At 67.1% G+C, this 19,659-nt stretch carries 19 protein-coding genes; 12 read left to right on the forward strand and 7 right to left on the reverse strand.

The window, feature by feature from the left end; all coding sequences use genetic code 11:
• Positions 1-3 precede the first annotated feature (3 nt).
• Positions 4-963 (reverse strand): LysR family transcriptional regulator, encoded by a 960-nt coding sequence (locus ACLIJ1_RS08190; RefSeq protein WP_411365019.1) that lies wholly within the window; start codon positions 961-963, stop codon positions 4-6.
• Between the two features lie 162 nt (positions 964-1,125).
• Here ACLIJ1_RS08190 and ACLIJ1_RS08195 point away from each other — a divergent pair, with 162 nt between their 5' ends.
• The 9 genes from ACLIJ1_RS08195 to ACLIJ1_RS08235 all read left to right on the forward strand — a co-directional run bounded on the left by ACLIJ1_RS08195 (position 1,126) and on the right by ACLIJ1_RS08235 (position 10,083).
• Positions 1,126-2,856 carry a tannase/feruloyl esterase family alpha/beta hydrolase gene (locus ACLIJ1_RS08195; protein ID WP_411365020.1) on the forward strand — a complete coding sequence of 577 codons (1,731 nt, stop codon included), beginning with the start codon at positions 1,126-1,128 and terminating at the stop codon, positions 2,854-2,856.
• Between the two features lie 22 nt (positions 2,857-2,878).
• Entirely contained in the window at positions 2,879-4,075 is a 1,197-nt protein-coding gene (locus tag ACLIJ1_RS08200) for an acyl-CoA dehydrogenase (protein ID WP_411365021.1), read from the forward strand.
• Positions 4,072-5,286: a CaiB/BaiF CoA transferase family protein gene (locus tag ACLIJ1_RS08205; RefSeq protein WP_411365022.1), complete on the forward strand. Its 1,215-nt coding sequence runs from the start codon at positions 4,072-4,074 to the stop codon at positions 5,284-5,286. The genes ACLIJ1_RS08200 and ACLIJ1_RS08205 overlap by 4 nt, the downstream gene beginning before the upstream one ends.
• A gap of 62 nt (positions 5,287-5,348) precedes the next feature.
• Positions 5,349-6,215: a fumarylacetoacetate hydrolase family protein gene (locus ACLIJ1_RS08210; RefSeq protein WP_411365023.1), complete on the forward strand. Its 867-nt coding sequence runs from the start codon at positions 5,349-5,351 to the stop codon at positions 6,213-6,215.
• Positions 6,216-6,256: 41 nt separating this feature from the next.
• Positions 6,257-7,240 carry a tripartite tricarboxylate transporter substrate binding protein gene (locus ACLIJ1_RS08215; protein ID WP_411365024.1) on the forward strand — a complete coding sequence of 328 codons (984 nt, stop codon included), beginning with the start codon at positions 6,257-6,259 and terminating at the stop codon, positions 7,238-7,240.
• Between the two features lie 15 nt (positions 7,241-7,255).
• Positions 7,256-7,804: a VOC family protein gene (locus tag ACLIJ1_RS08220; protein ID WP_411365025.1), complete on the forward strand. Its 549-nt coding sequence runs from the start codon at positions 7,256-7,258 to the stop codon at positions 7,802-7,804.
• Positions 7,804-9,249 (forward strand): aldehyde dehydrogenase family protein, encoded by a 1,446-nt coding sequence (locus tag ACLIJ1_RS08225; RefSeq protein WP_411365026.1) that lies wholly within the window; start codon positions 7,804-7,806, stop codon positions 9,247-9,249. Before ACLIJ1_RS08220 ends, ACLIJ1_RS08225 begins: the two co-directional genes overlap by 1 nt.
• 25 nt (positions 9,250-9,274) lie before the next feature.
• A complete protein-coding gene (locus ACLIJ1_RS08230; RefSeq protein ID WP_411365027.1) occupies positions 9,275-9,865 on the forward strand; it encodes a malonic semialdehyde reductase in 591 nt (196 codons plus the stop codon).
• A gap of 11 nt (positions 9,866-9,876) precedes the next feature.
• Positions 9,877-10,083, forward strand: coding sequence for a tautomerase family protein (locus tag ACLIJ1_RS08235; protein WP_411365028.1), 207 nt, complete (start codon positions 9,877-9,879; stop codon positions 10,081-10,083).
• 125 nt (positions 10,084-10,208) lie between these two features.
• On the opposite strand, the gene ACLIJ1_RS08240 is transcribed toward ACLIJ1_RS08235, so the two are convergent.
• The 6 genes from ACLIJ1_RS08240 to ACLIJ1_RS08265 all read right to left on the reverse strand — a co-directional run bounded on the left by ACLIJ1_RS08240 (position 10,209) and on the right by ACLIJ1_RS08265 (position 16,879).
• A complete protein-coding gene (locus ACLIJ1_RS08240; protein ID WP_411365029.1) occupies positions 10,209-11,372 on the reverse strand; it encodes an ABC transporter substrate-binding protein in 1,164 nt (387 codons plus the stop codon).
• 62 nt (positions 11,373-11,434) lie between these two features.
• Positions 11,435-13,291, reverse strand: coding sequence for an AMP-dependent synthetase/ligase (locus ACLIJ1_RS08245; RefSeq protein WP_411365030.1), 1,857 nt, complete (start codon positions 13,289-13,291; stop codon positions 11,435-11,437).
• Positions 13,292-13,295: 4 nt separating this feature from the next.
• The gene (locus ACLIJ1_RS08250; RefSeq protein ID WP_411365031.1) at positions 13,296-14,084 is read right to left on the reverse strand and encodes an ABC transporter ATP-binding protein; all 789 of its coding nucleotides are present in this window, start codon (positions 14,082-14,084) and stop codon (positions 13,296-13,298) included.
• On the reverse strand, positions 14,081-14,911 hold the full coding sequence (locus ACLIJ1_RS08255; RefSeq protein ID WP_411365032.1) for an ABC transporter ATP-binding protein: 831 nt from the start codon (positions 14,909-14,911) through the stop codon (positions 14,081-14,083). Before ACLIJ1_RS08255 ends, ACLIJ1_RS08250 begins: the two co-directional genes overlap by 4 nt.
• Positions 14,912-14,916: 5 nt before the next feature.
• Positions 14,917-15,993, reverse strand: coding sequence for a branched-chain amino acid ABC transporter permease (locus tag ACLIJ1_RS08260; RefSeq protein WP_411365033.1), 1,077 nt, complete (start codon positions 15,991-15,993; stop codon positions 14,917-14,919).
• 10 nt (positions 15,994-16,003) lie between these two features.
• Positions 16,004-16,879 carry a branched-chain amino acid ABC transporter permease gene (locus ACLIJ1_RS08265; RefSeq protein ID WP_411365034.1) on the reverse strand — a complete coding sequence of 292 codons (876 nt, stop codon included), beginning with the start codon at positions 16,877-16,879 and terminating at the stop codon, positions 16,004-16,006.
• Positions 16,880-17,088: 209 nt separating this feature from the next.
• Between ACLIJ1_RS08265 and ACLIJ1_RS08270 the strand changes: the two genes are divergently transcribed.
• The 3 genes from ACLIJ1_RS08270 to ACLIJ1_RS08280 are packed head-to-tail and all read left to right on the forward strand — an operon-like array spanning position 17,089 to position 19,657.
• Complete coding sequence (locus ACLIJ1_RS08270) at positions 17,089-18,489, forward strand: acyclic terpene utilization AtuA family protein (RefSeq protein WP_411365035.1); 1,401 nt, start codon at positions 17,089-17,091, stop codon at positions 18,487-18,489.
• Entirely contained in the window at positions 18,486-18,866 is a 381-nt protein-coding gene (locus ACLIJ1_RS08275) for a hypothetical protein (RefSeq protein ID WP_411365036.1), read from the forward strand. The genes ACLIJ1_RS08270 and ACLIJ1_RS08275 overlap by 4 nt, the downstream gene beginning before the upstream one ends.
• Positions 18,863-19,657, forward strand: a complete 795-nt coding sequence (locus tag ACLIJ1_RS08280; RefSeq protein WP_411365037.1) for a crotonase/enoyl-CoA hydratase family protein — start codon at positions 18,863-18,865, stop codon at positions 19,655-19,657. Before ACLIJ1_RS08275 ends, ACLIJ1_RS08280 begins: the two co-directional genes overlap by 4 nt.
• The last annotated feature ends 2 nt before the right edge of the window (positions 19,658-19,659 follow it).

Consider the following 19,659-nt stretch of genomic DNA (forward strand, 5'->3'; position numbering starts at 1 on the left):
GGATCAGTCCGCGCGGGTGCGGGGCCGCGGCTTGGCGCGCAGCAGTCGCGCCTGTTCGGCCGTGGCGTTGTAGGTGGCCATCTCTTCGATGAGCCAGGCCTTGAATACTTCCAGCACCGGGTTGTCGGCTTTGCGCTCGGGGATTGACAGGTAGTAGGCGCGGTCGCTGGGGCAGAAGTGCTGCACCGGAATCACCAGGCGGCCAGAGGTCAGGTCGTCGCCGATGTCGTACTCGGGCACCAGCGCCACGCCCAGCCCCACCGCGGCAGCCTGCAGTGACATGAAGAACAGCTCGTAGCGCGGACCGGCGAGCTCGTTGCCCGGCACATAGCCAATGGATTCGAACCACTGGCGCCACGCGTAGGGTCGCGTGCTCTGCTGGAGCAGAGGCAGTTCGGCCAGTTGCTGTGGCGTGAGCTTCTTTCGCGGAGCGATCAAGGCCGGACTGCACACCGGTACCAGGGTTTCGGGCATCAGGTGGGTGGTCACCGCGCCGGGCCAGTGGCCGTCGCCGGCGTAGATCGCGGCGTCCATCGTGGTGTCGTCGAACAGGAAGGGCCGCGTGCGGCTGGAGAGGTTGAGCGTGATGTCGGGGTGCAGCTGGGCGAAGCCGGCCAGCCGGGGCAGCAGCCAGCGCGTGCCGAAGGTGGGAACCACCGCGAGTTCCAGCCGGCCGCCACGCCCGCCGCGGGTCATGAGGTTCAGCGTGTCGAGCTCGATCTGTTCCAGGTGCCGCGAGACCTGTCGGTGGTAGGTCACACCGGCCTCCGTCAGCAGCACGCCGCGGCGCGAGCGCCGGAACAGGCTCACATCCAGAAACTGTTCCAGCCCCGCGATCTGGCGGCAGATCGCGCTCTGGGTCAGGGAAAGCTCTTCGGCGGCTTCGGTGAAGCTCGAATGCCGCGCCGCGGCTTCGAAGGCGCTCAGCGCAGCGGTGCTTGGAATCTTGCGTCGCGAGGTCATTGGACTTTACGAAGTGCGTTTTATGCACTGCTGGTTGCAAACAAATCGTTTGATTCGACCAATTCTGGCCCGTACAGTTCGTAAAAGTCAATTACGAAGTTCGGTTATCGCACTTCAAAAAAGGTGCCAGTGCAGACGAGGCACTCGACGGAGACAACACCCATGCGCACACCCCATGCCTTGCCGAGCGCCGCTTGCGCAGTCCTGATCGTGATGTCGGGCTGTGCGACAAAAGAGCATTCCTCCCGCCCCGGTGCTGCCACGCCGGCGCCGCTGCAGAAGTGCACCGAACTGGCCACGGCGTTCGGCTTCGCCAATGCGCGCATCACTGGCGCCACGCTGGAGCCGGCAGGCCGACTGGTGAACGCTGGTCAGCCGGTGGGTGAGCACTGCCGAGTGACCGGTCGGATGAACGAACGCACGAGTCCGGTCGACGGCCAGGCCTATGCCATCGGTTTCGAGATGCGCCTGCCCACGAACTGGAGTGGGCGCTTTCTCTACCAGGGCAACGGAGGCACCGACGGCGTGGTCGTTGCCGCCGATGGTGGCAACTCGCTGGGCAGCGGTGGCCTGCTGCGCAACGCCCTGCAAATGGGCTTCGCCGTGATCAGTTCCGACGCCGGCCACAGCAGCGCCCAGAACCCGCTGTTCGGACTGGACCCGCAGGCGCGCCGCGACTACGGCCACAACGCCATCGGCACGCTCACTCCCATGGCCAAGGCACTGATCCGGTCGGCCTACGGCAAGGGACCCGACCGCTCTTACATCGGCGGCACCTCCAACGGTGGTCGCCAGGCGCTGGTGGCGGCCACGCTCTACCCGGACGCCTTCGACGGTGTGCTGGCCCAGTCGCCCGGCATCCACCTGCCGCGCGCCTCGGTGGCCAACCTCTCCAACGTGAAGCGCTGGGACACCGTGGTCACGACCCGCGAGGTCAATGGCCAGCCCGACTACGAATCGGCTCTTCCCCCGGCGGAACGCGAGCTCGTGGCGCGGGCCGTGCTGGCGCGCTGCGACGCGCTCGACGGCTTGAGCGACGGGCTTGTGAACGATGTGGAGGCCTGTCGCACGGCCTTCGACCCGGCGCGTGACCTGCCGACCTGCACGGGCGAGCGCGACGGCCGCTGCCTGAGCGCGGCGCAGAAGATCGTGCTCGCGGCGGTGCACGGGCCGGCGCGCAACGGTGCGGGCGAGATCATTTACAGCGGCTTCCCGTTTGACCCGGGCATCCGGCATCCCGGCTGGGCCGAGTGGAAGTTCCGCAGCTCGCTGCGCACCGCCCGCAACCCGGTGTCGGTGGGGTTCATCTTCTCCTCGCCTCCGGTGGCCGACCTGGCCATGGCCACCGACACCCGCAAGAGCGCCGCCTTTGCGCTGGCCTTCGACATCGACCGCGACGGCAGCAAGATCTTCACCACCAGCGGCGTCTACACCGACAAGGCTCTCGACTTCATGGGCACGCTGGAGGCCCCCGAGTTCGACCGGCTGCGCGGGCGCGGCGGCAAGGTGCTGGTGTTCCATGGCACGGCCGACCCGATCTTCTCCAGCGACCACACCCAGGCCTGGTACCGCGCGCTCGACGCCCACCAGCAGGGTCGCGCCGCTGAATTTGCCCGCCTGTTCCTGGTGCCGGGCCAGGGCCATTCCCGCGGCGGTCCCGCCACCGAACAGTACGACGGCCTGGCCGCGCTGGTGGACTGGGTGGAAAACGGGCGAGCGCCCGAGCGCATCGTGGCCAGCGCACGCGGAGCGGGCAACCCGGGCGGCGCCAATACAGATGTGCCGGCCGACTGGTCGCCCACCCGCACCCGCCCGCTCTGCCCCTACCCGCAGCTGGCGCGCTACACCGCCGGCGACACCGAATCCGCCGCCAGCTTCGCCTGCCGGCGCTGACCCTTCCTTCCCACCTGCATCCATGACCACCAACGCCTTCCTCTGGGACGACCCGTTCCTGCTCGAACAGCAACTCGACGCCGACGAGCGCGCCGTCCGTGACGCCGCCGCGGCGTACGCGCAGTCCGAGCTGGCGCCGCGCGTGCTGACGGCCTTTCGCGAAGGCCGCACCGATCCCGCACTGTTCCGCGAGATGGGCGCCCTTGGTCTGCTTGGTTCGACCCTGCCGACCATCCACGGTGGTGCCGGCATGAACTACGTCTGTTATGGCCTGATCGCCCGCGAGATCGAGCGCGTCGACTCGGGCTACCGCACCATGCTCAGCGTGCAGTCCAGCCTGGTGATGCTGCCCATCCACGCCTTCGGCAGTGAAGAGCAGCGCCAGCGCTACCTGCCGAGGCTGGCCTCGGGCGAGCTGGTCGGCTGCTTCGGCCTCACCGAGCCGGACAGCGGCTCCGACCCGGCCAGCCTGTCCACCCGCGCCACCCGCGTGCCCGGCGGCTTCAGCCTGAGTGGCGCCAAGATGTGGATCACCAACAGCCCGATCGCCGATGTGTTCGTGGTCTGGGCCCAGCTGGCCGATGAGGACAACGGGCGCGACCAGATCCGCGGTTTCATCCTGGAGAAGGGCTGGAAGGGCCTGAGCGCGCCCGAGATTCAGGGCAAGGTCGGCATGCGCGCCTCGGTCACGGGCCAGATCGTGATGGACGCGGTGTTCGTGCCGGACGAGAACCTGCTGCCCGGCGTGCGCGGCTTGAAGGGCCCGTTCACCTGCCTGGACAGCGCGCGCTACGGCATCGCCTGGGGCGCGTTCGGCGCTGCCGAAGACTGCTGGCACCGGGCGCGCCGTTACGTGCTGGACCGAAAGCAGTTCGGTCGCCCGCTGGCGGCCAACCAGCTGGTGCAGAAGAAGCTGGCCGACATGCAGACCGAGATCGCGCTCGGGCTGCAGGGTTGCCTGCGCTTCGGCCGCATGAAGGACGCGGGCTCTGCCTCGGTGGAACTCACGAGCATGCTCAAGCGCAACAGCTGCGGCAAGGCGCTGGACATCGCCCGGGTCGCGCGCGACATGCTGGGCGGCAACGGCATCAGCGACGAATACGGCGTGGCTCGCCACCTGGTGAACCTGGAGGTGGTCAACACCTACGAGGGCACGCACGACATCCACGCGCTGATCCTCGGTCGCGCACAAACCGGCCTGCAGGCGTTTGCATCATGAACCACGAATCCAACCCCTCCGGCGGCGCGCTGTCGCACCTCAAGGTGCTCGACCTCTCGCGCGTGCTCGCCGGCCCCTGGGCCAGCCAGATGCTGGCCGACATGGGCGCGGAGGTGATCAAGATCGAACACCCGGACCGCGGCGACGACACGCGAGGCTGGGGCCCGCCGTACCTGAAGGACCCGCAGGGCAACGACCTCGAATCGGCCTACTTCCTGTGCACCAACCGCAACAAGCAGTCGGTCGCGCTCGACATGGCCACGCCCGAGGGCCAGCGACAGATCCGCGAGCTGGCGCTGAACTCCGACGTGCTGGTCGAGAACTTCAAGGTCGGCGGCCTGGCGCGCTACGGGCTGGACTACGCCACCCTGAGCGCGCTCAACCCGCGCCTGATCTACTGCTCGATCACCGGCTTCGGCCAGACCGGCCCCTACGCCCAGCGCCCTGGCTACGACTTCATGGTGCAGGGCATGGGCGGGTTGATGAGCCTGACCGGCGTGCCCGACGGGGAGGACGGCGCCGGCCCGATGAAGGTGGGCGTGGCGCTGACCGACGTGCTCACCGGCCTGCACGCGGTGGCCGGGATCCTGGCCGCGGTGGCCTGGCGCGAGCGCTCGGGCCTGGGCCAGCACATCGACCTGGCCCTGCTGGACGTGCAGGTCTCGTGCCTGGCCAACCAGGCACTCAGCCATCTGGTCACCGGCCAGTCGCCGCGCCGCCTGGGCAACGCCCACCCGAGCATCGTGCCCTACCAGTCCTTTCCCACCGCCGACGGCGAGATGATCCTGGCGGTGGGCAATGACAGCCAGTTCGCTTCGTTGTGCCGGGAGGCGGAGCGCGCCGAATGGGCGACCGATCCCCGGTTCGCCACCAACGCCGCGCGCGTGGCGCACCGCGGCGAGCTGGTGCCGCTGTTGCGCCAGGTGACGGTGCAACGGACCACGGCGCAGTGGATCACCGCGCTGGAAGCCGCCAACGTGCCTTGCGGGCCGATCAACACGCTGGAGCAGGTGTTCGCCGACCCGCACGTGCAGGCGCGCGGCCTGCGCGTGGACCTGCCGCACCCGATCGCCGGCACGGCCCCGGCGGTGGCCAGCCCGCTGCGTTTTTCGCGCACGCCGGTGCAGTACCGCTGGGCCGCGCCCGCGCTGGGCGCGCACACCGAACCGATACTGGCCCGCTTGCGGGGAACCCCGGTGCCGGACACCTGATCTTTTTCCCATGGGCGGCAGGCCCTGCCATCCCTCCTTTTTCTCTCTTTTGAAAGCACCACATGAAACTGCTGTCGTTTGAACACCAAGGCAAGGCCTCCTGGGGCGCTGTCGTCGGCGAACACATCGCCGACCTCGGCCGCGCCTACCCGCAGTACCCCACGCTGCAGGCCTACATCGCGGCCGGCCGCACGCCGCACGCGGCCGCCGACGCCGCGAGCGTGCCGGCCGATCTGCCGCTGGCCAGCATCCGCTTCCTGCCGGTGATTCCGCAACCGGAAAAGATCGTCTGCGCAATCCGCAACTACCACGACCACCACCGCGAGGTCGTGGCCGCCGGTCTGGACCGCGAGCTGTCCGCCTTCCCGCCGATCTTCCTGCGCGTCTGGCGCTCGCAAGTCGCGCACGATCAGCCCATCCTGCGCCCGCACTGCTCGGACTCGCTGGACTGGGAGGGCGAGCTGGCCGTGGTGATCGGCAAGCCGGGCCGCAACATCCCCGAAGCCAGTGCCCACGAGCACATCGCCGGCTACTCGATCTACAACGACGCCAGCATCCGCGAGTGGCAGTTCCATGCCAAGTCGATCTGCGCGGGCAAGAACTTCGAGTCCACCGGTGCTTTCGGCCCCTGGATGGTCACGGCCGACGAGATCGCGCCCGACCGCCCGCTCAAGCTGGTCACCCGCCTGAGTGGCGAACAGATGCAGGCCACCACCACCGACGACATGATCTTCTCGGTGGCACAACAGATCGCCTACGCCTCGACCATCTTCACGCTGGTGCCGGGCGACGTGATCGTCACCGGCACGCCCGGTGGCGTGGGCTGGAGCAAGAAGCCGCCGCGTTTCATGGTGCCTGGCGACGTGGTGGAGGTGGAGATCGAAGGCATCGGCATCCTGCGCAACACCATTGAGCAGGCGCCCCAGTAACCCCAGGCAATGACCCCCGAAAAGAACCAGGAGACAAGACCATGACCAAGAACCCCTTCACCCTGTTCGGCGCCGCCCTGGCGCTGACCCTGCCGCTGGCCTGGCCCACCGTCGCCGGTGCACAGACCTATCCCGAGCGCCCGGTGCGCGTGCTGCACGGTTTTGCCGCGGGCGGCAACGCCGATGTCGTGGCGCGGCTGGTGGCCACCGAACTGGCCAAGGGCCTCGGTCAGCCGCTGGTGGTCGAACCCAAGGCCGGTGCTGGCGGCACCATCGCGGCCGCCTCGGTAGCCTCGGCCAAGCCCGACGGCTACAACCTGCTGCTGGCCACTGGCGGCCACGCCATCTCGGGCGTGCTCTACGACAAGCTGCCCTACGACACCGCCAAGTCGTTCCAGCCGATCTCGGCGCTCACCTCGTTCCCGTTCCTGGTGGTGGTCAACGCTGCCAGCCCATACAACAACCTGGGCGACCTGCTCAAGGCGGCCAAGGCAAAGCCCAACCCCATGACCTTCGGCTCGGCCGGTGTCGGCACCGGCCAGCACATGACCGGCGAGCTGCTGGCCAACCGCGCGGGCGCTGCCTTTACCCACGTGCCCTACCGCGGCGAGAGCGCGTCGGTGACCGCTTTGCTGGGCAACGAGGTCGACTTCGTGGTGATCGCGCCGACCACGGCCCTGCCGCAGGTGAAGGCGGGCAAGCTGCGCGCCGTGGCGACCTCGGGCAGTGCCCGCTGGAGCGGCCTGCCCGAGGTACGGACCGTGGCCGAACAGGGTCTGCCGAATTTTGAGGTGCACTCCTGGACCGCCTTGCTCGCGCCGTCCGGCACCCCGCAGCCGGTGATCGATCGCCTGAATGCGCAGGTGGTCACCGTGTTGCAGGACGCTGCGCTGCGCAGCAAGCTGGCCGAGGCCACCGGTGGCGACGTGCGCGCCAGCACGCCCAAGGAACTGCAGGCCACCATCGAAGCCGACCTCAAGCGCTGGGCGCAACTGGTCAAGGACGCCAAGATCCAGAAGGACTGAAAAGGACCACACGCCATGAACGTCACGCGACCCACACCCGCCCACTTCGGCTTCTTTGTCTACGACCTCGACAAGATGGTCGACTTCTACACCCAGGTGTTCAAGCTCACCATCACAGACGAAGGCCTGGGCAAGAACTTCGGCAACCGCCTGGTCTTCATGAGTGCCTCCGAAGACCAGCACCACCAGATCGTGCTGTCCGAAGGGCGCTCGGCCGAGTCCAGGGTCAGCACCATCATGCAGGTGTCCTTCCTGGTGCCCGACCTGGCCGAACTGCGCTGGAACCGCGACAAGGCCGAGGCCCTGGGCGCCACCGAGCTCAGGCCCATGAACCACGGCAATGCCTGGTCGCTGTACTACTTCGATCCCGAGGGCAACCGGGTCGAGGTCTATCTGGACACGCCTTACTACGTCAACCAGCCCTATGGCACACCGCTGGACCTGAGCAAGAGCGAAGACGAGCTGTTGGCCGAGACCTTTGCGATGGTTCGCGACGACCCCAGCTACATGCCGCTGGCCGATTGGCAAGCCCGGTTCCGCCAGCGCGGTGCGGGGCGCGCGTGATGGCGTTGGGTCACAACTTCATCGGTGGCGAGTGGGTGGCGGGCGCGCGCAGTGTGTGCAACATCAATCCCTCGGACACGCGCGACGTGGTCGGCGAGTACGCGCAGGCCGATGCGGCGCAGGCCAGGGCGGCGGTAGACGCGGCGTCGGCGGCGTTCCCAGCGTGGTCGCTTTCCGGGCCACAGCAGCGCTTTGACGTGCTGGACAAGGCGGGCAGCGAAATCCTGGCGCGCAGCGCCGAACTGGGTGACCTGCTGGCGCGCGAAGAAGGAAAGACCTTGCCCGAAGCGGTGGGCGAGGTCGTGCGCGCCGGGCAGATTTTCAAGTTTTTTGCGGGCGAAGCCCTGCGCCAGCGCGGCGACTTGCTGGCCTCTGTGCGACCCGGCATCTCGGTGGAAGTGACCCGCGAGCCGCTGGGCGTGGTGAGCCTGATCACGCCCTGGAACTTTCCGATCGCGATTCCGGCGTGGAAGATTGCCCCGGCGCTGGCCTTCGGCAACTGCGTGGTGTTCAAACCCGCCGAGCTGGTGCCCGGTTCGGCATGGGCGCTGGCCGACATCCTTTCGCGCAGCGGTCTGCCGGCGGGCGTGTTCAACCTGGTGATGGGTTCGGGTGCCGAGATCGGCTCCGCCCTGGTGGACGACCCGCGGGTGGCCGGGCTGAGCTTCACCGGTTCGGTGGCCACCGGCCGTCGACTCGCCGCTGCTTGCGCCGCGCGCGGCGCGAAGTTCCAGCTGGAGATGGGAGGGAAGAACCCGATGGTCGTGCTGGACGATGCCGATCTCGCGGTGGCCGTGCAATGCGCGGTGCTTGGGTCCTTCTACTCCACCGGTCAGCGCTGCACGGCGTCGAGTCGACTGATCGTGACGGCGGGCATCCACGACCGTTTTGTCCATGCGGTGGTCGAGCGACTGAAGCAGCTGCGGGTGGACGACGCGCGCCACCCAGGTACCGACATTGGTCCGGTGGTGGACGAGCGCCAGTTGGCCATCGACCTGGACTACATCCGCGTGGCCAAAGGCGAGGGCGCCAGACTGGCGTTTGGTGGCGAGCACCGTGCCACCAACGAACGCGGTCAGCCAGGGCACTACCTCACGCCAGCGCTGTTCACCGAGACCGACAACGCCATGCGCATCAGCCGCGAGGAAGTGTTCGGGCCGGTGGCCAACGTGATCCGTGCGAGTGATTTCGAAGAAGCCCTCACGCTGGCCAACGACACGCCGTTCGGCCTGTCCAGCGGCCTCTGCACCACCAGCCTCAAGCACGCGAGCCACTTCAAACGCCATGCGCAGGCCGGCATGGTGATGGTCAATGCGCCCACCGCTGGTGTCGACTATCACGTGCCTTTCGGTGGGCGCAAGGGCTCCAGCGTGGGGTCACGGGAACAGGGCGCATACGCCGCCGAGTTCTACACCACGGTCAAGACGGCCTACACCGCTGCCTGACCGATTCCAACCCATTCAAAGACCCATGACCAGCCAAACGATGTCCCCTGCCGAACAAGCATTTTCAGCCGCCAGAACCTTCGCCAAGTTTCGCGACGAACCGGTGTCCGATGAAACCCTGAAGGCGCTGCACGAGCTCGCCAAATGGGGCCCCACGGCCTCCAACTGCCAGCCCGCGCGCTACGTATTCGTGCGCAGTGCCGAGGCCAAGGCCCGTCTGCGCGCCTGCCTGGCGCCGGGCAACGTGGACAAGGTCATGGGCGCACCCGTGACCGTGATCGTGGCGCATGACACACGCTTCTACGAGCACCTGTCCACCCAGTTCCCGCACATGCCCACGGCGGCGTTGCCGTTTGAGGGCAACCCCGCGCTGGCCCAGACGGTTGCACTGCGCAACAGCAGCCTGCAAGGGGCCTACCTGATCGTGGCGGCACGCCTGCTGGGGCTGGACTGCGGCCCCATGAGCGGATTTGACGCGGACGCACTGGATCGCAGCTTCTTTCCGGATGGTCGATACCGTTCGAACTTCCTGGTCAATCTGGGCCATGGAGATGTCACTGCCCTGCGCCCGCGCGGACCGCGCCTGCCCTTCGACGCTGTCGCCACCATCGAATAGGAGTCCAGACGATGCCATTCATCGACGTCAAGATCATCGAGGGCGTTTTGCCCGACGACAAGAAGCACGCCTTGATCGCCGCCATCACGGAGGCCGTGGTCCAGGTGGGCGGTGAGGGCTTTCGGCCCATGACCCGCTGCGTGATCCAGGAGATCCGAAGCGGATGGTGGGGGGCGGGCGGCAAGCCGCTGACCACCGAAGACGCGCGCCCCAGGTAGATCGCCTCAGACCCAGGCAGCGTGCGTGGTTCAGTTGACCGATAAAAAAACCGCCAGCACCCGAGGGCACTGGCGGCGGTAGCGCATGGCCTGTTGTCCAGGCGTCGCTGATGCCCTGAACGGAATCAGTTCTTCGGGTAGTCGGAGATCACCTTCCACTTGCCGTCGGTGATCTGCGACAGGCGCGAGACGTTGCTGCCCAGGCGCTTTTGCGGGCCGAAGCTGGCCGGGGCACTGCCGAAGATGTCGGACGGAATCGTCAGCGTGTCCATCACCTTGATGTAGCTGTCGGTGGTCAGGTTCGGCCCGGCCTTGCCGGCGGCCTTGGCGAAGGTGTCGATGATGTTGTAGCCATAGACCGAGAACACGGTCGGGTCTTCGTTGAACTTGGTCTTGTACTTGTTGGCCCAGAAACGCACCGGTTGCGAGGCGTCGTCGGTGTAGGGGTTCTGCACCGTCATGGTGGCGTACAGCCCGTTCATGGCCGGGCCGCCGAGCTTGTGGATCAGGTCGGTGTAGAGCGCGCTGCTGCCCATGAAGGTCGGGTTGAAGCCGAGCTTGCGGGCGGTGGCGATGGTGCCGACGGTCTCGCGAATGATGGTGCCGAGCACGACGAAGTCGCACTGCGCGGCGGCGAGCTTCTGCATCTGCGAGCCGAAGTCGGTGGCGCCGCGCTTGAAGCTGGCTTCTTCAGCCATTTCCATGCCGATGGATTTGAGGCCTTCCTTGGCGCCGCGCACGACCTCCAGACCGAATTCGTCGTCCTGGTAGACGGTGCAGACCTTCTTGGCGCCCTTTTCCTTCACCACCATCGGCAGCGAGTTCTTCATCTGGTCGAAGTAGGTGGCGGCGAAGGAGTACTTGAGCTTGTGGAAGGGCTCGTACATTTCGCGCGCGGCGGTGACCGGGAAGAAGTTGATCACGTTCTTCTGGAACTGCACCGGCATCGCGGCCATGTTCTGTGCGGTGCCGAGGTGGCCGACCATCATGAAGATCTTGTCCTGGTTGACCAGCTTCTGGGCGGCCAGCACGGCGTTCTTCGGGTCGTACTTGCTGTCTTCGACCAGCAGCTTGAGTTTGCGGCCGTTGACGCCGCCCTGTTCGTTGATCTCGTCCACGCGCAGTGTCATGCCCAGGCGGATCTGCTTGCCGAAGCCCGCCAGCGGGCCGGACAGATCCTGGATCGAGCCGAGCAGGATTTCGTCCTTGCTCACGCCTTGCGACTGGGCCAGCGCGGCGCCGGTCGTCAGGACTAGCGCGGCGGCGATCATTGAGAGTCGGGCTTTCATCGGTCTTGTCTCCTTGTTGGATGGAATGGGCGGGAAACCGTTGTCGTTCTTGGAGTCGGGGCTCAGCGGTACATCGCTTCGATCGGCTCGGCGTATTTCTGCTGCACCAGCTTGCGCTTGAGCTTCATGGTCGGGGTCAGTTCTTCGTCTTCGGCGGTCAGTTGCGTTTCCAGCAGCCAGAACTTCTTGATCTGCTCGACGCGGGCGAACTTCTTGTTGACCGCGTCGATCACGTCCTGGATCAGCTGCTGCACCTCAGGCGCGCGGGTGAGGCTGGCGTAGTTGGAGAAGGGCACGTCGTTGTCCTGCGCAAACTTCTCCACGTTCTCCTGGTCGATCATGATGATCACGGTGAGGTAGGCCCGCTTGTCGCCGATGACCACGGCGTCGGTGATGTAGGGCGAGAACTTGAGCTCGTTCTCCAGCTCGCTGGGGGTGATGTTCTTGCCGCCTGCGGTGATGATGATGTCCTTCATGCGGTCGGTGATGCGGAAAAACCCTTCCTCATCGACCACACCCACGTCGCCGGTGTGCAGCCAGCCGTCTTTGTCGATCGTCTCGGCCGTCTTCTCGGGCAGGTTCAGGTAGCCCATGAACACGTTGGGGCCGCGCACCAGGATCTCGCTGGTCTGCGGGTCCAGCCGCACTTCGTTGTACTGCGTGGCCGGGCCGATGCTGCCGGGCTTGATGCGGTCGGCCGGGATGCCGGTCGAGGCGCCGCAGGTCTCGGTCATGCCCCAGACTTCCAGCATCGGCACGCCCAGCGCGAGGTACCAGCGCACCAGTTCGGGCGAGATCGGCGCCGCGCCGGTGACGAGGAAGCGCGCGCGGTGGATGCCGATCAGCTTGCGCACGTTGTCGAGCACCAGCACCCGCGCCAGCCGGAACTGCAGCTTCAGGCCGCCAGGCACCTCTTCTCGCTTGAGCACATGGTCGGCCACGCGCTGGCCGACGCCGATGGCCCAGGCGTAAGCGGCCTGCTGCAGCTTGCTGGCTTCCTTGAGCGTGATCATCACGCCCGAATAGAACTTCTCCCACACGCGAGGTACCGCGGTGAACACAGTGGGCGCGATCTCGCGCACGTTCTCGGGCACGGTCTCGGGGTTCTCGACGAAGTTGAGCCTGGCGCCCGTGTAGAGCGAGAAGTACTCGCCGCCCATGCGCTCGGCGATGTGGCACAGCGGCAGGAAACACATGCACTCGTCGGTCTCGTCGCGCGAGATCAGCGTGTTGTAGCCGCGTGCGGCATAGACCAGGCCCTGGTGCGAATGCATCGCGCCCTTGGGCTTGCCGGTGGTGCCCGAGGTGTAGACCAGGATCGCGAGGTCTTCGCGACGCACCGCAGCGACGCGCTCGTCCAGCGCCTTCGGGTGCGCGCGCAGGTGGTCGCGGCCCTTCGCGCGCAGCGCGTCCAGGCTGATCACCATCGGGTCGTCGAAGTCGCGCAGCCCGTCCATGTCGAACACCACGATCTTGCGCAGCTGCGGCAGGCGGCCGCGCACTTCGAGTGCCTTGTCCAGCTGCTCGTCGTCCTCCACGAACAGCACGGTGGTGCGCGAGTCCTCGCAGAGGAACTGCACCTGATCGGCGGCGTCGGTCGGGTAGATGCCGTTGGAGACGCCGTTGGCACTCAGCACCGCGAGGTCGCACAGCACCCACTCGACGTTGGTGTTGGAGAGGATGGACGCCGTCTCGCGGCCGTCGAAGCCGATGGAGAGCAGGCCATGCCCGATCTCGCGCACCGCCTCGCCGACCTGCGACCAGGTCCAGCGGCGCCAGATGCCGAATTCCTTTTGCCGCAGCCAGATGTTCGGGCCACGTTTCTCGACCGCGTTCCAGAAGATGGCAGGAATCGTTTCACCCGGCATGACGATGCCGGTCTGCGGACGGATGCTGGAGAGATCCCAAAGCGTGGTCATCGTGTCATCTCCAGTTCTTCTTCTTTTTCCAGCGGCGGTCGGCGCGCACGCCGGCTTCCTTCATGCCGAGGTAGAACTCCTTGATGTCCTCCTTCTCGCGCAGCCGGGCACAGGTGTCTTCCATCACGATGCGGCCGTTCTCCAGCACATAGCCGTAGTCAGAGGCGTTGAGCGCCATGTTGGCGTTCTGCTCGACCAGCAGGATGGTGGTGCCGCGCTCGCGGTTGATGCGCACCACGATCTCGAAGATCTCCTTGGTCAGCCTTGGCGAGAGGCCCAGACTGGGTTCGTCGAGCAGGATCAGGTCGGGGTTGGCCATCAGCGCGCGGCTGATGGCGAGCATCTGCTGCTGGCCGCCCGAGAGCAGGCCGGCGTCCTGCACGGCGCGTTCGCGCAGGATCGGGAAGTAGTTGAAGACCACTTCCATGTCGCGCGCCACGCCGTCGCGGTCCTTGCGGGTGTAGGCGCCCATGAGCAGGTTGTCGCGCACCGACAGCAGCGGGAACACCTCGCGCCCTTCGGGCACGTGCATCAGGCCCTGCTGCACGATGTGCGCCGGGTCCTGTGCGGTGATGTCGCTGCCCTTGAACTCGATGCTGCCTTTGCGCGGGTCGATGATGCCGCTGATGGTCTTGAGGATGGTGGTCTTGCCGGCGCCGTTGCTGCCCAGCACGGTTGCGATCTCGCCGCGCCGCACCTGCAGGCTGACGCCGCGGATCGCCTTGATCGGGCCGTAGGCGCTCTCGACGTTGAGCAGCTTGAGCACGGCGCTGTCGGTGACGGGGGCGGTCATGGCTGAGCTCCCACATGGTTCTCTCGGCGCAGGCTGGAGACATCGTCCACCGTGCCGAGGTAGGCCTCGATCACGCCGGGGTGGCTTTGCACCTCTGCCGGTGTGCCTGTTGCGAGTTCGGCGCCCATGCTCATGGCCAGCACGCGGTCGGAGACCTTGGAGACCAGGGTCATGTCGTGTTCGACCATCAGCACCGTGATGCCCAGTTCGTTCTTGATGTCGGCGATCCAGAACGCCATGTCTTCGGTTTCCTCCACGTTCAGTCCCGACGACGGTTCGTCCAGCAGCAGCAGGCGCGGCTCGGTGCACAGCGCACGTGCCAGCTCCACCACCTTGCGCACGCCATACGGCAGGCCGGCGACCAGCGACTCGCGGTGGTGCTGCAGGTCCAGGAAGTCGATCACCTGTTCGACCTTTTCGCGCGCGGCGATCTCGGCGGCGCGGGTCCTGCCGGTGAACAGCAGCTCGCTCCAGAGCCCGGTCTGCCGGTGCGTGTGGCGGCCGATCAGCAGGTTCTGCAGCACGGTCGCGTGCTCGAACAGCTCGATGTTCTGGAAGGTGCGCGCGATGCCCAGGCCGGCGATGCGGTGCGGCGGCTGCTCGGTCAGCTTGAGCGGGCCGCGAGGTCCATAGAAATCGATCTCGCCGCTGGTGGGCGTGTAGATCCGGCTGATCAGGTTGAAGACCGTGGTCTTGCCGGCGCCGTTGGGTCCGATGAGGGTGAACACCTCGCCCTTGCGGACGTCGAAGCTCACCTTGTTGACCGCCAGCACGCCGCCAAAGCGCACGCTGAGGTCGCGGGCCGAGAGAAGGATGTCGTCGTTCATGGTGATCACTTCAGGCGGTCGGACTTCTGGAACGACTTCTGCCGCTTGAACATGCCCTTGCGGTAGAACGGGAACAGCTGGAACCAGGTGCGCACCTTCAGCCAGCGGCCGTACAGCCCCATGGGCTCGAACAGCACGAAGGCGATCAGCATCAGGCCGTAGACCGTGCCCTGCAGGCCGGTGGACTGGCCGATGGCTTCGGGCAGCACGTCCTTGGCCAGCGCGATCAGCTGCGGCATCACGATCAGGAAGATCGCGCCGAGAAAGGCGCCGTGCACCGAGCCCAGGCCGCCGATCACCACCATCAGCAGCAGGTCGATCGACTGCACGATGGAGAACTGGTCGGGCGAGAGGAACTGGATCTTGTGGGCATACAGCGCGCCGCCGATGCCGGCCAGCGCCGCCGACAGCGCAAACGACAGGGTCTTGTAGCGCGCCAAGTGGATGCCCATGCTCTGCGCCGAGATCTCCGAATCGCGGATCGCCACGAAGGCCCGGCCGGTCGGCGCACGCAGCAGGTTGACGATCGCCAGCGTCGCGCCGACGCAGAGCGCCAGACACAGGAAATAGAACGCGTTGGTCGAGTCCAGCGTCCAGCCGGCGATGGACGGCGGGTTGACCGCCAGCCCCGCATTGCCGCCGGTCACGTGCTCCCAGCGCGCCAGGCCTTCTTCGACGATGAAGCCGAAAGACAGCGTCGCCATGCCGAGGTAGATGCCCTTGACGCGCAGGGCCGGCAGTCCGACCACCATGCCCACCGCGGCCGACAGCAGACCGGCGCAGGCGATGGAGATCGGGAATGGCCAGCCGGCGTTGCTGAGCACCGCCTCGGTGTAGGCGCCGACGCCGAGGAAGGCCGCGTGGCCGAGCGAAAACAGGCCGGTGAAGCCCGCCAGCAGCATCAGTCCCAGCCCGACGATGGCGTAGATCAGCACGAAGGTCAGCTGTGCCAGCCAGTACTCCGGCAGGGTCCAGGGCGCGACCAGCAGGAAAGCGCACAGGAGCGCGTACCAGAAGACATGGCCGCCGTGTTTGGCCAGCCGGATGTCCTGGTTGTAGTCGGTCTTGAAGATGAAACGCATCGGGCTGGCCTCAGACTTTCTTGCGCAGCTTCTCGCCGAACAGGCCGTTCGGTTTGAGCACCAGCATCAGCAGCACCACGATGTAGGGCGCGATGTCCTTGAAACCTTCGGGCAGGTAGAAGCCCGACAGCGCCTCGACCACACCGATCACCAGGCCGCCGACGATGGCCCCGGGCAGGCTGCCAAAGCCACCGACCACCGCGGCCGGGAAGGCCTTGAGGCCGATGAAGCCCATGTTGGCGTGCACGAAGGTGATGGGCGCCAGCAGCAGGCCCGCGACCGCAGCCACACCGGCCGCCAGGCCCCAGACCAGGCCGTTGAGCCGCTGCACCGGAATGCCCATGTAGTAGGCCGCGAGCTGGTTCTGCGACGAAGCCTGCATCGCGATGCCCAGCTTGCTGTAGCGGAACATCGCAAACAGCAGGGCGCACAGCACGCCCGTGACGCCGATCACCACCAGCTGTTCCGCGGCCAGCACCAGCGAACCCAGGCGCATCACTTCGCCCGCGTAGGGAACGGCCAGCGTGTGGGTGTCGGTGCCGAAGTTGGGGATCATGGTGATGACGCCGCGCAGCACGTAGCCCACGCCGATGGTCAGCATCACGATGGAGAAGGCGGGCTGGCCGAGGATGGGCCGGACCACCAGGCGCTCGACCACGACGCCGAAGACACCCATGCCGAGCACGGCAGCCGGCACCGCCAGCCAGAAGGGAAACCCCAGCAGCGTCATGGTCAGGAGACCGCCGAAGGCGCCGACCATCATCAGGTCGCCCTGCGCGAAGCTCACCGTCTCGGTCGCCTTGTAGATCAGGACGAAGCCCAGGGCGATGAGCCCGTAGATGCATCCCTGGGCCACGCCGCCGATCAGCAGTTGCAGCAGTTGCACGCACTGTCTCCTGTGTTGTTGTGGACACGGTGCGCTCCCATCTCTGTGGCGCGAGGTCCAGTTGTTGTGCGGGTTTTATATCGGTCTTGCATGAAACCGGCGCTAGGGTAGACCCGAGCCTCCGTCGCGCAGGTGCCATCGTTTCCCCTGGCTGTATTTTCAGCAAGCAAACGCTTGGCAAAAATAGGGAATGCCCTTATGCTGACCCCATGAAATCGATCCGCATCGGCGCCGGCCTCGGCTTTTACGGCGATCACTGGGAGCCCGTGGTCGCGAGCATTGAGCGCGGCAACGTGCAGTTCATCGCCAGCGACCACCTGGCCGAACTGACGCTGGCCATCCTGCAGAAAGACCGCCAGCGCGACCCGGCCCTGGGCTACGCGCGCGACGTGGTGCCCATGCTGCTGCGGCTGTGGCCGCTGATGCAGGCACGGGGCGTGCGCTTCGTGTGTAACGCCGGTGGTCTCAACCCGATGGGGGCGGCGCAGGCGGTGCGCGAGGCGCTGGCGACCAAGGGCTGGACGCCGCGCATCGCGGTGGTGAGCGGCGACGATGTGTTGCCGCAGCTGCTGGACCCCGGGCGGCCCGACGCCGCGTTGTCGCACCTGTTCACCGGCGAAGCGGTGGCGGCGGTGCGCGAACGGCTGGTGTTCGGCAATGCCTACCTGGGTGCTGCGCCCATCGTGCGCGCGCTGGACCTGGGCGCGGACATCGTCATCACCGGCCGTGTGGCCGACGCAGCGCTGTTCCTCGGACCCATCGCGCACAGCCTGGGCTGGGACCTGAAGGCCACCGATGCGGCTGGCCTGGACCGGCTGGCGCAGGGTCTGACCGTCGGCCACCTGCTCGAATGCTCCGGGCAAGGCAGCGGCGGCAACTTCGGCAGCCAGGAAGCCTGGAAAGCCATCCCCGATCTGGCGCACATCGGCTTTCCGATCGTCGAGGTGTGGGAAGGCGGGACGGCACTCATCACCAAGGCGCCGGGCACAGGCGGGCGGATCAACTTCGACACTGTGCGCCAGCAGCTGCTCTACGAGGTGCACAACCCGCACGCCTACCACTCGCCCGACGTGGTGCTGGACATGGGCGGCATCCACCTGCACGACGAAGGCCACGACCGCGTGCGGCTGACCGGCGCGCAGGGCACCGCGCCGGGCGACCGGCTGAAGGTGGTGGCGGGCTTTCGCGACGGCTTCAAGGCCGAGGTGACCTGGGGCTTCTCCTGGCCCGATGCCTGGGACAAGGCGCAGACCGCGATCCACACCATCCGCACCCAGCTGGCCGAGCGGCGCGTGCCGCACGAAGAGCTGTTCATCGAATACCCGGGCCTGAACTCGGCCCATGGCCCGCTCGCGCCCTTGCCGCCGGTGGATCAGCTCAACGCGATGAACGAACTCTGGACCCGGCTGGTCTTGCGCACCAATGTCAAGGCCGCGGCCGACGGCTTCGGTCGTCTGTTTCCCTGGATCGGCCTGAGCGGCCCGGCCTACACCTGCGGCTTCACGGGGTTGCACAACACCAGCGAGCTGCTGGGCATCTGGCCGACGCTGATCCCGCGCGCGGAAGTAGAACCCCAGGTGCAGGTCGAACTGTTGGAGGCCGCCACATGAGCACCGTGCGCATTCCCCTGGTCCGCCTCGCGCACGCGCGCAGCGGCGACAAGGCCGACTGGGTCGACTTCGGGCTGTTTGCCTGGAATCAGGCCGGCTACCGCATCCTCGCACGCGAGGTGACGGCCGAGCGGGTGCGGGCGCATTTCGCGCCCTGGCTGCCGGGCGAGGTCGATGCCTGGCCGCTGCCGAACATCCTGGCCCTGAAGTTCGTGCTCAAGGGGGCGCTCCAGGGCGGTGGAGCGCGCAACCTGCGGCTGGACAACCTGGGCAAGGCGATGGCGGGGGCGCTGCTGCGGATGGAGATCGAGGTATCCGAGGATGAGTTGCAGGCGGCGCTGGATGAACGCCGGGTCGGCTGGTGGGGTGAGGCATGAGCGCAGTCACCACCGAAGTCCTCGACGGCATCCATGTCGTCACCCTCGACCGTCCCGAGGTGCGCAACGCCGTCGACAGCGTGACCGCGCAGGCGTTACACGCGGCCTTCCTGGCCTTTGAAGACGACCAGAACGCGAGGGTGGCGGTGTTCCACGGTGCACACGGCCACTTCTGCGCCGGCTGGGACCTGCAGCATGGCGCGCGCCTGGCGGCGTCCGGGCAGGCCGGGGATCTGGCGGCGCTCGATTTCGACAGCAACGACACCCGCGCCATCGGCCCCATGGGACCGTCGCGCCTGCGGCTGTCCAAACCCGTGATCGCCGCCGTCAGCGGCGCGGCGGTGGCCGGCGGCATGGAGCTGGCGCTGTGGTGCGACCTGCGCGTGATGGAAGAGGATGCCTGCTTCGGCGTCTACTGCCGGCGCTTCGGCGTGCCGCTGATCGACGGCGGCACGGTGCGGCTGCCGCGCCTGATCGGCATGGGCCACGCAATGGACCTGATCCTCACCGGCCGCAAGGTCGAAGCGGCCGAGGCGCTGCAGATGGGGTTGGCCAACCGGGTGGTGCCGCGCGGGCAGGCGCGTGAGGCGGCGCTCATGCTGGCGCGGCAGCTGGCGGCGTTTCCGCAGGCCACCATGCGCGCCGACCGCGAGAGCGCCTACGCGCAGTGGGACCTGCCGCTGGGCGAGGCGCTCCAGCAGGAGTGGCAGCGCGGCAAGACGCGCATCCCAGACGCCCTGGAGGGCGCGACGCGGTTCGCGGGCGGCGCAGGCCGGCACGGCACCTTCTGACA

Origin of the sequence: Hydrogenophaga sp. RWCD_12, assembly GCF_046604225.1 — a bacterium.
In the GTDB taxonomy this organism is placed as follows: domain Bacteria; phylum Pseudomonadota; class Gammaproteobacteria; order Burkholderiales; family Burkholderiaceae_C; genus Hydrogenophaga.

Coding starts and splice junctions, on each gene's coding strand:
- ACLIJ1_RS08280 (WP_411365037.1), top strand. CDS start 18,863: ATGAGCGCAGTCACCACCGAAGTCCTCGACGGCATCCATGTCGTCACC.
- ACLIJ1_RS08230 (WP_411365027.1), top strand. CDS start 9,275: ATGACCAGCCAAACGATGTCCCCTGCCGAACAAGCATTTTCAGCCGCC.
- ACLIJ1_RS08250 (WP_411365031.1), bottom strand. CDS start 14,084: ATGACCGCCCCCGTCACCGACAGCGCCGTGCTCAAGCTGCTCAACGTC.
- ACLIJ1_RS08210 (WP_411365023.1), top strand. CDS start 5,349: ATGAAACTGCTGTCGTTTGAACACCAAGGCAAGGCCTCCTGGGGCGCT.
- ACLIJ1_RS08275 (WP_411365036.1), top strand. CDS start 18,486: ATGAGCACCGTGCGCATTCCCCTGGTCCGCCTCGCGCACGCGCGCAGC.
- ACLIJ1_RS08255 (WP_411365032.1), bottom strand. CDS start 14,911: ATGAACGACGACATCCTTCTCTCGGCCCGCGACCTCAGCGTGCGCTTT.
- ACLIJ1_RS08225 (WP_411365026.1), top strand. CDS start 7,804: ATGGCGTTGGGTCACAACTTCATCGGTGGCGAGTGGGTGGCGGGCGCG.
- ACLIJ1_RS08220 (WP_411365025.1), top strand. CDS start 7,256: ATGAACGTCACGCGACCCACACCCGCCCACTTCGGCTTCTTTGTCTAC.
- ACLIJ1_RS08270 (WP_411365035.1), top strand. CDS start 17,089: ATGAAATCGATCCGCATCGGCGCCGGCCTCGGCTTTTACGGCGATCAC.
- ACLIJ1_RS08260 (WP_411365033.1), bottom strand. CDS start 15,993: ATGCGTTTCATCTTCAAGACCGACTACAACCAGGACATCCGGCTGGCC.
- ACLIJ1_RS08205 (WP_411365022.1), top strand. CDS start 4,072: ATGAACCACGAATCCAACCCCTCCGGCGGCGCGCTGTCGCACCTCAAG.
- ACLIJ1_RS08200 (WP_411365021.1), top strand. CDS start 2,879: ATGACCACCAACGCCTTCCTCTGGGACGACCCGTTCCTGCTCGAACAG.
- ACLIJ1_RS08215 (WP_411365024.1), top strand. CDS start 6,257: ATGACCAAGAACCCCTTCACCCTGTTCGGCGCCGCCCTGGCGCTGACC.
- ACLIJ1_RS08240 (WP_411365029.1), bottom strand. CDS start 11,372: ATGAAAGCCCGACTCTCAATGATCGCCGCCGCGCTAGTCCTGACGACC.
- ACLIJ1_RS08195 (WP_411365020.1), top strand. CDS start 1,126: ATGCGCACACCCCATGCCTTGCCGAGCGCCGCTTGCGCAGTCCTGATC.
- ACLIJ1_RS08190 (WP_411365019.1), bottom strand. CDS start 963: ATGACCTCGCGACGCAAGATTCCAAGCACCGCTGCGCTGAGCGCCTTC.
- ACLIJ1_RS08235 (WP_411365028.1), top strand. CDS start 9,877: ATGCCATTCATCGACGTCAAGATCATCGAGGGCGTTTTGCCCGACGAC.
- ACLIJ1_RS08245 (WP_411365030.1), bottom strand. CDS start 13,291: ATGACCACGCTTTGGGATCTCTCCAGCATCCGTCCGCAGACCGGCATC.